We start from the raw sequence: 14,273 nt of genomic DNA, 5'->3' as shown, positions 1-14,273 counted from the left end.
CCGAGGTCCCACCGACAGAGATGGATCGCCGCACCATGTCCAGCAACACCTTTCCCGTCACCCACGGGCAGCGGGGACTGTGGTTCATCCAGCAGATGGACCCGGAGTCCCCGGCGTACAACGACGGTGAGGCGTTCCGGCTGACGGGCGACCTCGACGTCGCCGCGCTCACCGCCGCCGTCGAGCGGTTGACCGCCCGCCACGAGCCGCTGCGCACCCGGTTCACCGTGGTGGACGGCGAGCCGCGCCAGGTCGTGGACGACGTCTGGGGCGGCCGGGTCGAGGTCGTGGACGCGGGTCCGGCGCCCGACCGGGACGCGGCCGCGCACGAGTTCGCCGAGCGCGTGATCGCGCGGCCGTTCGACCTGGCGGGCGGCGTGCTGTTCCGGGTGGAGGTGCTGCGGTTCGACGAGTCCGACCACCTGGTGCTGTTCGGGCTGCACCACGCGGTCGGCGACGGCTGGTCGCTGACGATCCTGCTGGACGAGGTCGCCGAGGCGTACCGGGCGGCGGTGGAGGGGCGCGAGCCCGCGCTGGAGCCGCTACCCGTCCGGTACCGCGACTACGCCCGGTGGCAGCACGAGGACGTGTACGCGGAGGAGATCCGGGACCAGGCGGCCTACTGGGTCCTGCACCTCGACGGCGTGCCGCACGCCGTGGACGCGCTGTGCGCCCGGCGGCCCGGTGCGGAACCGGTCGGGCGGCTGCACGAGTTCACCGTGCCCGCCGAGCTGACCGCGGCGCTGCGCAAGGCGTCGCGCGAGGCCGGCACCACGCTGTTCATGACGCTCCTCGCGGTGTACGAGGCGCTGCTGTCGCGGGTGAGCGGCGCGGACGACCTGATCGTCGGCGTGCCGGTGCTGGGCCGGCCGGTGCCGGAGGTCGAGCCGCTGATCGGCCTGTTCGTCAACACCCTGCCGCTGCGCGCGGACCTGCGGGACGACCCGACGTTCGCCGACCTGCTCCGCTCCGTGCGGGAGACGCTGCTGGCCGGTTTCGGGCACCAGGACGTGCCGCTCGAAGAGGTCGTCAAGGAGGTCAACCCGGCCCGGCGGGCGGGTGTCGCGCCGCTGGTGCAGGTGATCTTCCAGCTGTTCGACGGCGACTTCCGGTACGAGCTGGACCTGCCGGGGGTGCGCGCGGCGCAGCTGCAGGTGCTCGGGCGGGCCGTGCCGTTCGCGCTGTCGCTGGACTTCTTCCGCGACGGCGACGGGCTGGCCGGCCGCCTGAACTACGACAGCGCCGTCTTCGACGACGGGTACGCGGCCCGCTTCGCCGAGGTGTTCACGGCGCTGGCCGCGCAGGTGCTGGCCGACCCGGACGTCCCGGTGTCCCGGCTCGACGTGCCGCCGGAGCTGGTGCGCGCGTCCACCACCGCCGACGCGGCGGAAGCCGCTGACACGACGGAAACCGCCGCCACCGCCGCGACGAGGTTCGAAGCGCCCCGGCCCGGTGTCGAGCAGCTGGTCGCCGAGCTGATGGCCGACGTGCTCGGCGTGGACCGGCTCGGGCGGCAGGACGACTTCTTCGCGCTCGGCGGCCACTCCCTGCCCGCGACCAGGCTGATCTCGCGGATCAGGGACGTGCTGGACGTGCGGGTGACCGTGCGGTCGCTGTTCGACCACCCCACGGTCGAGCGGTTCTCGGCGTTGCTGTCGGACCTGCGGGGCACGCCGCGCAAGCCGCTGGACGTGGTGGCGGGCGACGGTCCCGCGCCGATGTCGTTCGCGCAGCAGCGGTTGTGGTTCGTGCAGGAGCTCGACCCCGCGAGCACCGCGTACAACCTCGGCGAGGTGTTCCGGCTCTCCGGCCCGCTCGACCTCGACCGGCTGGCCGTGGCCGTGGCCGGGCTGGTGGCCCGCCACGAGTCGCTGCGCACCCGGTTCGCCGTGGTCGACGGCGCGCCCGTGCAGCTCGTGGACGACGTGTGGCAGGGCCGCGTGGAGGTGGTCGACGCGCCGCCCACCGCCGACCTCGACGCCGCCGCGCGGGCGTTCGCGCTCGACGTGCTCGCGCGGCCGTTCGACCTGGCGCGCGGGCCGCTGTTCCGCGTCGACGTGCTGCGGTTCGACGACGAGAACCTGGTGCTGGCGCTGAGCATGCACCACATCGTCAGCGACGGCTGGTCGATCGGCCTGGTGCTGGACGAGCTGGCGGGGCTGTACGCGGGGCACGAGCTGCCGCCGCTGCCGGTGCGGTACCGCGACTACTCGGTCTGGCAGCACGCCGAGCTGGGCGCGGGCATCGCCGACCAGCTCGCCCACTGGCGGGACGCGATCGCGGGCGCGCCCACGGTGATCGACGCCCTGCGTCCCCGCCGGGCGGTGGACGAACGCGGCGGCATCGAGGGTTTCGTCGAGTTCGAGCTGCCCGCCGACGTGGTGGCCGGGCTGCGGGCGCTGTCCCGCGAGACCGGCGGCACGCTGTACATGACGTTGCTGGCGGTGTTCGAGGTGATGCTGTCCCGGGTGACCGGTCAGCGCGACCTGCTCGTCGGCATGCCGGTGGCCGGTCGGACCGCCGCGCAGGTCGAGGGCGTCGTCGGCTTCTTCGTCAACATGCTGGCGCTGCGCGCGGACCTGCGCGACGACCCGGTGTTCACCGACCTGCTCGGCGCCGTGCGCAAGGTGGTGCTGGACGGGTTCGCGCACCAGGACCTGCCGTTCGAGCGGCTGGTCGAGGCGGTCGCCCCCGAGCGCGAGGCCGGCGTGCAACCGCTGGTGCAGGTGGCTTTCCAGGTGTTCGAGGACGAGACAGGCCTCGGCTTCCGGCTCGGCGACGCGGCCGCGACGCCCGTGCTCGACACCCCCGGCGTGCTCAACGCGGACCTGCCGCTCGCGATGGACCTCTACCGCGACGGCGACCGCCTGCGCGGCCTGATGACGTTCAGCGAGTCGGTGTTCACCTCCGCCGAGGCCGACCGGATCGTCGCCACGTTCCTGCGCCTGGTCGCCGAGGTGCTGCGCGACCCGGCGCGCCGCGTCTCGCAGCTGCCCGCCGCCGGGCACGACTCGGCGGGCGGCCTGCGGTTCGGCACGGCCACCGCGGTGCGTGACGCGTCGCTGGTGGACGAGTTCCGGCGGCGGTGCGCGCAGACGCCCGACGCGGTGGCCGTGGCCGACGCCGACGGCGCGTGGACGTTCGCCGAGCTGGCCCGTGCCGCCGACGCGGTCACGGCCGCCGTCGCCGACGCGGGTCCGCTGGTCGCCGTGGCGGGCAGGCGGACCCGGCTGGTGGTGGCGGCCGAGCTGGGGGTGCTCGGCGCGGGCGCCGCCGTCGTGCCGCTGGAGCTGTCCGACCCGATCCGCCGGGTCCGGTCGGTGGTCGAGACCGCCGGGGTGTCCGTCGTGCTGTGCGACGACGCGTCGGCGGCGTCGCTGGAACCGCTGGGGCTGCGGCGGATCGCGCTGGACGAGGCCGTCGCCGGCCCGGTCGGCGCGCCCGGACCGGTGGTGCGGGCGGGCGACCTGGCGTTCGTGCTGTTCACGTCCGGCTCGACCGGCGTGCCGAAGGGCGTGCTGCTCGAACACGGGTCGCTGGTGAACCTGCTCGACGCGCACCGCCGCACGCACTTCGGCGAGGCCGGGCCCCGACGCGTGGCGCTGACCGCGTCGTTCGCGTTCGACGCCGCCGTGGACCAGCTGCTGTGGCTGGTCGGGGGGCACGAGCTGCACGTGGTGGACGAGGTCACGCGCCGCGACTCCGAAGGTCTGCTGCGGTTCGTGCGGGAACGCCGGATCGACGTGCTGGACGTGCCGCAGTCGCAGATGGCGCAGCTGGTCGACCTCGGCCTGCTGGACCGCGACGGGCACCGGCCGACGACGTTGATCATGGGCGGCGAGGCGATCCGGCCCGCGCTGTGGCAGCGGCTCGCGGCCGAGGACGGCGTGGACGCCTGGAACTTCTACGGCCCCACCGAGTGCACCGTGGACGCGTTGACCTGGCGGCTGCGCGACAGCGACACCCCGCTCATCGGCACGCCGATCGACAACACGGCGGTCTACCTGCTCGACCGCAGCGGCGACCCGGTGCCGGAGGGCGCGGTCGGGGAGATCTTCCTCGCCGGACGCCACCTGGCGCGCGGGTACCTCGGCCGGCCCGGCCTGACCGCCGACAAGTTCGTGCCCGACCCGTTCGCGGCCGAGCCCGGCGTGCGGATGTACCGCACGGGCGACCTCGGCCGGGTCGGGCCGGGCGGCGCCGTCGAGTTCCTGGGCCGCTCCGACCACCAGGTGAAGGTGCGCGGGTACCGGGTGGAGCTGGGCGAGGTGGAGTCCGTCATCGCCGCCCACCCGGACGTGGTGGACGTCGTGGTGAGCTTCCGCGACGTCCGGGGCGAGGGCGCCGAACTGCTCGCGCACGTCGTGCCCGCGGCCGGGACGCGGCCCGGCGCGGAGGACCTGCGGATGCTCGTGCTGTCGCGGCTGCCCGAGTACATGCTGCCCAGGGCGTTCATCCTGGTGGACGAGCTGCCGAGGCTGGCGAGCGGCAAGGTGGACCTGGCGGCGCTGCCCACCGCGGCGCAGGACGACCTCGACGTCCACGCCGCTCCCCGGTCGGGCGCGGAGCAGGTCGTCGCGGCGGTCGTCGCGGGCGTGCTGGACCTGCCGCGCGTCGGCCGGACCGACGACTTCTTCAAGCTCGGCGGGCACTCCCTGAGCGCGGGCAAGGTCGTCGCGCGGACCCGTGAGCTGTTCGGCGCGTCGGTGTCCGTGCGGGCGCTGTTCGACAACCCGACGATCGAGCGGTTCGCCGCCGTCGTCAGCGCCTCGGCGAAGACCGCGCCGACGCCGATCGCCAAGGTCGACTTGCCCGGCCCGCGGCCGCTGTCGTCGGCACAGCTGCGCCTGTGGCTGCTGGCGGAGCTGGAACCCGACTCGACCGCGTACAACATGGGCGAGCTGTACCGGCTGCGCGGCCCGCTCGACGTGGCCGCGCTGACCACGGCGGTGGAGAGCCTGGTCGCCCGGCACGAGTCGCTGCGCACGCGGTTCCCCGTGGTCGACGGCGAGCCGGCGCAGGTGGTGGAGGCCCGTTGGCCGGGGGCCGTCGAGGTGACCGCGGGCGCGCCGCCCGTCGAGGACGCGATCAAGGCGTTCACGGCCCGCGTGATGGGGCGGACCTACGACCTGGAGCAGGGTCCGCTGTTCCACGCCGAAGTGCTGCGCCTGGGCCACGAGGATTACGTGCTCGCGCTGAGCATGCACCACATCGCGTGCGACGGCTGGTCCGTCACGCTGATGCTGGACGAGATCGCCGCGACCTACCGGGCGCTGACGACCGGCGAGCCCGTGGTGTCCGAGCCGCTGCCGGTGCAGTACGGCGACTTCGCCGTGTGGCAGCGGGAGGCGTTGCGCGGACCGGCTCTGCAACGGCAGCTGACGTACTGGCTGGACCACATCGCGGGCGCGCCGGTGGTGCTGGACCGGCTCGCGCCGGGGGAGCGGACCGCGTCACGGCGCAGCACCACCGTGGAGGTCGTGCTGTCGCCGGAGCTGACGGCGGGCCTGCGCGAGCTGGCGCGCGAGGTCGGCGGCACGCTGTTCATGGCGGTGCTGGCGGCGTTCCAGGTGCTGGTGTCGCGGCTGAGCGGGCAGCGCGACCTGCTCGTCGGCGTGCCGGTCGCGGGCCGCACCGCGCCCGAGGTGGAGAACCTGGTCGGGTTCTTCGTGAACCTGCTCGCCGTGCGCGGCGACCTGCGCGACGACCCGGCGTTCATCGACGTGGTGGCCGGCGCGCGGGACGCCCTGCTGGGCGGGTTCGCGCACCAGGACCTCCCGTTCGAGCGGTTGGTGGAGGCGGTGAACCCCGACCGAGTGCCGGGCGTGCCGCCGCTGGTCCAGGTGGCGTGCCAGCTGTTCGAGGAGCCCGCCGACGGCACGTTCGACCTGCCGGGCCTCGACGTGACGGCGCTGGACACCGACACCGACGCGCCCCGGTTCGACCTCAACCTCGACCTGTTCCGCGACGGCGAAGGGCTGCGGGGCTCGTTCTACTGCGCCGAGTCCGTGTTCTCCGCCGAGGACGCCCAGCGGCTCGCGGAGCTGTTCACCACCCTCGTGGCCGCCGCGGTGGACGACGCCGAGGCCCCGGTCTCGGAGCTGCCGCTGGTCGTGGACGCCGACGTGGAGTCGTTGGTGGCGCTCGGCGACGGCGGGCAGGCGGCCGAGTCCGTCGAGTCCGCCGAGTCCGTCGAGTCCGCCGACACGCTGGTCGACGCCTTCCGCCGCCGTGCCGAGGCGACGCCGGACGTGACGGCGGTGGTCGACGCGCACCGGTCGTGGACGTACGCCGAACTGGCCGACGCCGCCGGGTCCGTCGCCGCCGCCGTGCGCGGGCGCCGGCACGTGGCGGTCGCCGCCGCGCCGTCGGGCCTGGCCGTCGCGGGGCTGCTCGGCGCGCTGGGCGCGGGAGCGGTGGTCGTGCCGCTCGACCCGGAGGACCCGCCGGCCAGGCAACGGCTCCTGCTCGACGCGGTGGGCGCCGACGTGGACGTGGTGCTCTGCGACGACACCGCGACGACCGCGCCGCACGTCCGGCGCGTCCCGCTGGACCAGGCCGCCGCCGCGTCGGGCGACCTGTCGTCCCCGGCGCCGGAGGACGCCGCCGCGGTCGTCTTCACCCCCGGCACGGCGCACGGACCCGCCGGCGTGGTCCTGTCGCACGGCGCGCTGGCGGACCTGCTGCGGTCGCCGCACCTCCTAGCCGCGACGGGCCGCGAGCGCGTGGCCCTCACCGCGACCGGCGAAGGGCTGTGGGAACAGCTGACGTGGCTGGTCGCCGGGCACGAGCTGCACGTCGTGCCGGACGTGTCCGCCGCGGTGGCGGGCCGTGCGGTCGACGTGGTGCGCCTGACCGTGCCGCAGGCGCGGCGGCTGCTCGACGTCGGCGCGCTCGACGACGCCCGCGTCGTGGTGCTCCTGGAAGGCGGGACGGTGCCCGTCGACGTGTGGCGCGGCGTGGCTCGGGCCGCGGGCGTCCGCGAGGCGTGGGCGCTCTACGGCACTCCGGAGGGCGGTGTCGACGCGCTGACCTGCCGGCTGTCCGACAGCGCCACGCCCGTGGCGGGCAGGCCGCGACCGGGCCGGGTGGTCCGCGTGCTGGACGCGGCGGGCCGGCCCGTTCCGCCCGGCGTGGTCGGCGAGGTCCACCTCGGCGGGCACCGGACCGTCGGCCACGTCGGCGCGTCCGACCGGTTCGTCCCCGACCCGTTCGCCCCGAACCTCGGGGACCGCCTGTGCCGCACCGGGGACCTCGGCCGGTTCACCGCCGACGGCGTGGTCGAGCTGGTCGGCCGCGCGGACCGGCGCACGCTGGTCGGGGGCCGCCTCGCGGACCCGGCGGAGGTCGAGGCCGAGCTGACCGCGCACCCGCGCGTGCGGGACGCCGCGGTCACCGTGCGGGACGACCGTTTCGTCGCGACCGTCGTGCCCGAGGAAGGCGACCACGCCGAGGTGTCGCTGCTCGACGCCGCCGACGAGCCCCTGCCCGAGCCGCAGCTGCGGGACTGGGTGGAGGGGACCGTCGACCGGCTCCGCGCGCTGCACCCGAAACGGGTGCTGGAACTCGGCGCGGGAACCGGACTGGTCCTGCGCGCGCTGGTGGAGGACGGGCACGTCGAGCACTACCTGGCGACGGACCACTCCACCGCCGCCACGGCGCAACTCGCCGAGATCGCCGACGCGCTGAAGCCCTCGGGCGCCGTCATCGAGGTCGTCCGGGCCGACGCGCTCGCCGCCCTCGCGGACGCCGGCACGGGCTACGACCTCGTGGTGGTCAACTCGGTGGCGCGGCACTTCCCGTCCACGCGGTACCTGGACGAGGTGGTCGCGGCGTCGGTCCGGGTGCTGGCGCCGGGCGGGCACCTGTTCCTCGGCGACCTGCGCAACGCCGAGCTGCTGGACGCCGCGGCCCACCTCAAGCACCACCTCCGCGGCGGCCCCGACGTCACGCCCGAGGAGGTGTCCCGGCTGGCCGCGCAGGAGCTGAGGGCGGACGGGGAGCTGGCCGTGTCGCCCGCGCACCTGGCCGGGTTCGGCGCGCGGTGGCGGCGGTTCACTGCGGTGGAGATCGCGCCCCGGCGGGGCGAGTTCCCCAACGAGGTGACGCTGTTCCGCTACGACGCCGTGCTGCACCTGGGCTGCGCGCTGCCCGACGCCGACGTCGAGTGGGAACCGGGCGAGGGCGCGACGCTGCGCGCCGTCGAACGGCGGCTGACCGGACCGCGCCGGGCGTTCGGACTGCGGGGCGTGCGCAACGCCCGGTTGGCCGAGGCCGCCCACGTGCTGCGCGCGTGCGGCGTGCGGGCCGAGGACGACACCTCGCCGGGACTCGACCCGCAGGCGTTGTGGCGGCTCGGCGGGCGGCACGACTGGCACGTGCGGGTGAGCTGGGCGTCGGCCGACCCCACCGGCGCGTACGACGTGTCGTTCCTGCCCGAGGCGGACCACTACGCGCTGGCCGACCCGCTGCCGCGGACCCACCGGCCCGCCGCCGGCCGGACCGTGCTGTTCCCGCCGGCGGTCGAGGCGGGGCTGCGCGACGAGCTGCGGGCCGCCCTGGCCGACCGGCTGCCCGCCGCACTGGTGCCGGCGGACGTGGTGCTCGCGGAGAGGATCGAGGAGACCGACGGTGGCAGGTGACGTGGTGATCCCGGCGTCGTCGGCGCAGAAGCGCTTCCGGCTGCTGCACGAGCTGGCCGACCACCCGGGCGCGCTCACCCTCCCGGTGGCGTTCGAGCTGCACGGCGACGTGGACGTGGACCGGCTGGACGCGGCCGTCGCCGCCGTGGTGGCCCGGCACGAGGCCCTGCGCACGACGTTCGAGGAGGTCGACGGCCTGCTGCACCAGCGGATCGCGGACCGGCGCGCGGGGCTGGAGTACCTCGACCTGTGCGACGAGCGGGGGATCGACCTCGACGCGGCGGTGCGGGTGTTCCTGGAGGACAACGACACCCGGCCGTTCGACCTGGTCGCCGGACCGGTGTTCGGCGTGCGGCTGGTCCGGCTGGAGCCGCGGCGGTGGCTGTTCCTGCTCGCCGCGCACCACATCGCGGTGGACGCCTGGTCGCTGCACGTGGTGCTGCGGGAGATCGGCGAGCGGTACGCCGAGCCCGACGCGGCGCCGGCGGCCCGGCAGTACCGGGAGGCCGTGGCCGAGGAGGAGAGGTGGGGCCGCACGGCCGAGGCGGACGCCGAGGTCGCGCACTGGCGTGACGTGCTGGCCGGCGCGCCCGACCCCGTGCCGCTGCCGGGCTCGCCGCGCCGCCCGCCCCGCCGGACGTACGTGATCGACCAGGTCCCGATCCCGGTCGACGGACGGGTCGCGGCGGCGTTGGACGAGGTCGCCGTGCGGTCCCGCGCCTCCCGCTTCGCCGTGCTGCTGGCCGCGCTGGCGCGGTTCTGGGAGCGCACGACCGGCAGCGGGGACCTCGTCGTCGGCACGCCCGCCGGCGGTCGGGCGAGTCGGGCCGACGAGACCGTGGTCGGTCCGATGATCAACACCGTGCTGCTGCGACCCCGCACCGACGCCGCCGTGCCGTTCGACGAGGCCGTGCGGCGGGCGCGGGACGTGACGTTCGACGCGCTGGACCACGGCCGGGCGCCGTTCGACCGGGTGGTGTCCGCGCTCGCGCCCCGGCGCGACCCGTCGCACTCGCCGTTGTGCCAGGTCATGCTGATCACCCAGCGGGGACTGGCGGGCTCGCTGTCGCTGCCGGGGGTCGAGGTCCGGTTCCTGCCGCGGCCCGCGCAGCGCACCTCCGACCTCGACCTGACCTTCATCGTGGACGTGGAGGCGGCGGGCGCGGACGCGGTCCTGGAGTACGCGACGGACCTGTACTCGGAGGCGGAGGCGGCCGACATCGCCCGGGGGTTCGCGGACGTGCTCGCCGAATCGCTGCTCACCGACACGCCCGCCGACGTGCCTGCGGGCTTCCCGCCCACGAGTGACGTGCGCGGCGGGCCGCGACACCGCCACGAGGAGCCGATCGGACCGGCCGCCGTGGCGGCGCTGCGGAACCTCGCCGGTGACGCGTCACCCCTCGCCGTGGCACTGGCGGCCGTCGACGTCCTGCTGGCGCGGCACGACGGCGGGCCGAACCCCGTGGTCGGCGCGCTGGTGGACGGCGGACCGCCGCGCGCGGTCCGGCCACGCCTCGACGACGACCCGACGTTCCGCGACGCGGTCGGCCGCACGGTCGCGGCGCTGACCGACGCGCACCGCGGCGCCGGCTTCGGCGTCGCGATCACCACCGAGGCCGGGTGCGCGCGGGACGACGCGGACGTCGTGGTCGCGCTCGTGCTCGACGACCGGCCGCGGTTCGAGTGGACCTACGACGCCGACCGGTTCGACCCGGCCGCGGTCGAAGGGCCGGCCGCGCGGCTGACCGTGCTGCTCGGCTCGCTGCTAGCCGCGCCGGACCGCCCGGTGTCCGAGGCCAACCTGCTCCCCGCCGCCGAGCGGGAAGCGGTGCTGCGCGCCGCGCGCGGACCGGTCGTGCCGATCCCCGAAGGCGGTGTCGTGCCGCTGATCGCGGCCGCCGCCGCCCGGAACCCGGACCGCCCGGCCGTCCGCTGCGGCACGGAGACCCTGACGTACCGGGAGCTGGACGCCGCCGCCGACGACCTGGCCGCACGGCTGGTCGCCGCCGGGGTCGGGCCCGGCGCGCTGGTCGGCCTGTGCCTGGACCGGTCCGCGTCGGCGGTGGTCGCGATCCTGGCGATCCTGCGGGCGGGCGCCGTGTACGCGCCGCTCGACCCCGACCTCCCCGCGGCTCGGATGGCCCGGCTCGTCGCCAACGCCGGCATCCGGTTCGCGGTGACGTCGGCGGACCTGTGGGACCGCGTCCCGACCCCGGTGGCAGTGCTGGTCGACTCCACCGAGGCGCCGGCCGCGGCACTGCCCACCGCGACACCGGCCGCGGCACCGCCCACCGCGACACCGGTCGCGGCACCGCCCACCGCGGCACCGCCCACCGCGACTCCCGCACCGGACGACCTGGCGTACGTGATCCACACCAGCGGCTCGACCGGTGAGCCGAAGGGCGTCGCGGTCGAGCACCGCAACCTGGCCAACCTGGTCGTCCCGCTGATCGCGCACATCGGCCTGACCGGCGACGACGTGGTGCTGGCGGCGGCGCGGTTCTCGTTCGACATGTCCATCTTCGAGCTGTTCGCACCGCTGGTCGCCGGCGCGTGCCTGGTCCTGGCCGAGACGGGCGTGGCAGGCGACCCGGACCGCCTGCGCGCCCTGATCGAGACCTCCGGCGCGACGGTGATGCAGGCGACGCCGTCGTCCTGGCAGAACCTCCTCGACGCCGGGTGGCCCGGCAGCCCCGCGTTGCGCGCGCTCTGCGGCGGCGAGCCGTTGACCGACGCGCTCGCCGCCCGGCTCGCGGCGCGGGTCGGGACGCTGTGGAACATCTACGGCCCGACCGAGACCACGGTCTGGTCGACGTGCGACCGCGTCGACCCCGCGGACCCCGTCGTCACGATCGGCGTGCCGCTGGCCAACACCAGCTGCTACGTGGTCGACGGGCGCTCGCGGCCGGTGCCGCCGGGCGTGACGGGGGAGCTGTGCGTCGCGGGCGGCGGTGTCGCGCGCGGCTACCTGGGACGGCCCGAGCTGACGGCGGAACGCTTCGCGGAGGACGTGGTCGGCGGCGCCGGCCGGTGGTACCGGACGGGCGACCTCGCCCGGTTGCGCCCGGACGGGCGGTTCGAGCTGCTGGGCCGGATGGACCGCCAGGTCAAGCTGCGCGGGTACCGCATCGAGCTGGGCGAGGTGGAGGCCGTGCTGGGCCGCCACCCCGGGGTGCGGCAGGTCGCCGTCGTCGTCGCGGGCGACGACCCCGCGCGCCGCCACCTGGCCGCCTACGTCGTCGGCGACGCCGACCACGGCGAGCTGCGCGCCGCGGCGGCCGAGCACCTGCCGTCGTACATGGTCCCGTCCCGCTTCTTCACGCTTGACGCGATGCCGTTGTCGCCGAACGGTAAGCTCGACCACGCCGCGCTCAAAAGTCCACAGTGGACCGTCCGTGGGCCGTCCGGGCCGTTGCCGCGCACCGAGACCGAACGGCGGGTGGCGGAGGTGTGGCGTGAGGTGCTGGGCGTGCCCGACGTGCGGCTCACCGACGACTTCCTGGACCTGGGCGGCCATTCCCTGTCCGCCACGATGCTGATGGCCCGGCTGAACGAGCTGTTTGCAGTACGCTTGCCGATGCGTGCGCCGTTCGAGGCGTCGACCCCCGCTGGCCTGGTGGCGCTGATCCACGCCACGACCGAGGAGAGCAGAACCGCATGAAAGCCCCTCTTCCGGTGCGGATCGTGGTGGACAACCCCCGGATCAGGCCGGTTCTGCTGTGGTCGTTCCTGGCGCGCCTGCCGCTCGGCATGGTGTTCGAGGCGCTGCTGTTCGGCGTGCAGAAGGCGACCGGTTCGCTCCAGCTCGCGGGCGTGGTGACGGCGACCGCCGCCGTCAGCACCGCGGTCGGCGCGCCCGTGCAGGGCCGCATGCTCGACCGGTACGACAAGAAGGTCGTGGTCCGCTGGTTCGCCGTGGCGCAGGTGCTGACCCTGGCCGTGCTGAGCTTCGTGACCGCGACCGACCGCCTCCCCGGCGCGGTGCTGATCGCGCTGGCCGTCGCGGTGGGCTTCACGATCCCCGCGCTGTCGGCCATGACCCGGCTCGTGCTGAAGAACGGCACGCCGGCGGGCGACCTCAACGCCGCGTTCAGCCTGGACGCGACCACGCTGGAGTTCATCTTCATCATCGGACCGGCGCTCGCCGCGTGGGGTGTCGTCGCGGCCGGCCCGTCGGTGGTGTTCGGGGCCAGCGCGGTCTGCGTGCTCCTCGGCACCGCCTTCTTCCTGTACACCACCGATCCCACCTGGTTCCGGACCGGCGCCGCCGACGAGACCGAGGCCGAGGCCGAGGAGAACGGCGGCAGGAAGGGCCGCCGCAAGCGCGTCCTGCCCGGTCGCGCGGTCGCGTGGTTCGTGCCGTCGATCGTGCTGTGCGCCATCCCGCTCGGCGTGGTGGAGGCTGGTCTCATCCAGCTGACCGTCGAGCGCGGCGACTCGATCGCGCCGGTCGGCATCGGGCTGTCGTTGCTCGGCGTCGGCAGCCTGGTGGGCGGCCTGGTGTTCGCCGCGGTGCGCTGGAACGCGAAGCTGAGCGTGCAGTTCGTGCTGTTGTCCGTGGCGCACTTCGGCATCCTCGCGGTGCTCATCACCCGGCCGAACTACGTGGTGGCCGGGGTCGTCCTGGTGCTGGCCGGGTTGTTCGTGGTGCCGCTGCTGAGCCTGACGAGCCAGCTGCTCGACCGGCTCAGCCCGCCGGAGGCCTGGGCGGAGTCGCAGAGCTGGGGCGGCGCGGGCAACACCGCGGGGTCCGCCATCGGGCTCACGCTCGGCGGTGTGGTCGCCGGCGCGAGCGGGTCGTTCACCGGGTTCGTGGTCGCGACGGTGATCGCCGTCGTCGGCATCGTGGTCGCGCTGCCCGCGTTCCGCGGCGGCCAGGACCTCAGGGGCACCGTCGTCGTGGAGAAGGTGGAGCAGCCGTGATCGGTGTGAACGAGGACGTCCTGGTGCGGTTGGCCGGCCCGGAGGAGCCAGAGCTGGAGCTGGTCGTGTTCCCGGGCGCGGGCGCCGGCCCCAGCGCGGTCGTGGCGTGGCGCGACCTGGTGCCGCCGACCTGGCGGCTGAGCGCGGTCTGCCTGCCCGGTCGCGGCGCGCGCTTCGGCGAGCCCGTGTTCGAGGAACCCGGCCGCATCGCCGACGAGGTGGTCGCCGCGCTCGCGGGCGTCGACCGGCCGGTGGTGTTCGCCGGGCACAGCATCGGGGCGCTGTGGGCGCTGGAGACCGCGACCAGGGTGCCGCCGGCGCTGCTGGTCACGGCCGCCTGCCAGGCGCCGCCGCCGGGCGGCACCGTCCCCACGTTCGAGGCGTCCGAGGAGGACGACCGCGAGTTCATCCGCGACCTGCTGGTGGCGCTCGGCGTCACCGACGAGGACACGCTGGACGAGCTGGTGGACATCTCGGTGCCGGTGCTGCGGGCGGACATCGACCTGGCCGCGCGCTGGGCCGCGCCCGATGTCCGCCTCGCCTGCCCGATCCTGTCGTTCTACGGCACGGAGGACCCCACACCCTCGGTGCCGTGGTCGGACTACACCGCCACCGCCGACGTGGTCACCGTTCCCGGCGACCACTACTTCTTCCAGGACTCCGCGCCCGCGGTCGTCGCGGAGCTGACGGCGCGCGTCGCCCGGTGAC

4 protein-coding genes are annotated in these 14,273 nt (G+C 75.3%); all 4 read left to right on the top strand.

Features of this window, described 5'->3' with window-relative positions; genetic code table 11:
• Positions 1–35 precede the first annotated feature (35 nt).
• From ACRAKH_RS20750 to ACRAKH_RS20735, 4 genes are read left to right on the top strand one after another with little or no spacing between them, the layout of a single operon-like run.
• Positions 36–8,642 carry an amino acid adenylation domain-containing protein gene (locus ACRAKH_RS20750; protein ID WP_447009199.1) on the top strand — a complete coding sequence of 2,869 codons (8,607 nt, stop codon included), beginning with the start codon at positions 36–38 and terminating at the stop codon, positions 8,640–8,642.
• A complete protein-coding gene (locus ACRAKH_RS20745) occupies positions 8,632–12,303 on the top strand; it encodes a non-ribosomal peptide synthetase (RefSeq protein ID WP_447009198.1) in 3,672 nt (1,223 codons plus the stop codon). Before ACRAKH_RS20750 ends, ACRAKH_RS20745 begins: the two co-directional genes overlap by 11 nt.
• Positions 12,300–13,565 (top strand): MFS transporter, encoded by a 1,266-nt coding sequence (locus tag ACRAKH_RS20740; protein ID WP_380728531.1) that lies wholly within the window; start codon positions 12,300–12,302, stop codon positions 13,563–13,565. The genes ACRAKH_RS20745 and ACRAKH_RS20740 overlap by 4 nt, the downstream gene beginning before the upstream one ends.
• Positions 13,562–14,272 carry a thioesterase II family protein gene (locus ACRAKH_RS20735; RefSeq protein ID WP_447009197.1) on the top strand — a complete coding sequence of 237 codons (711 nt, stop codon included), beginning with the start codon at positions 13,562–13,564 and terminating at the stop codon, positions 14,270–14,272. Before ACRAKH_RS20740 ends, ACRAKH_RS20735 begins: the two co-directional genes overlap by 4 nt.
• The last annotated feature ends 1 nt before the right edge of the window (position 14,273 follow it).

The organism is Saccharothrix hoggarensis, from assembly GCF_052936025.1.
This window is presented reverse-complemented; position numbering and strand designations above follow the sequence as displayed.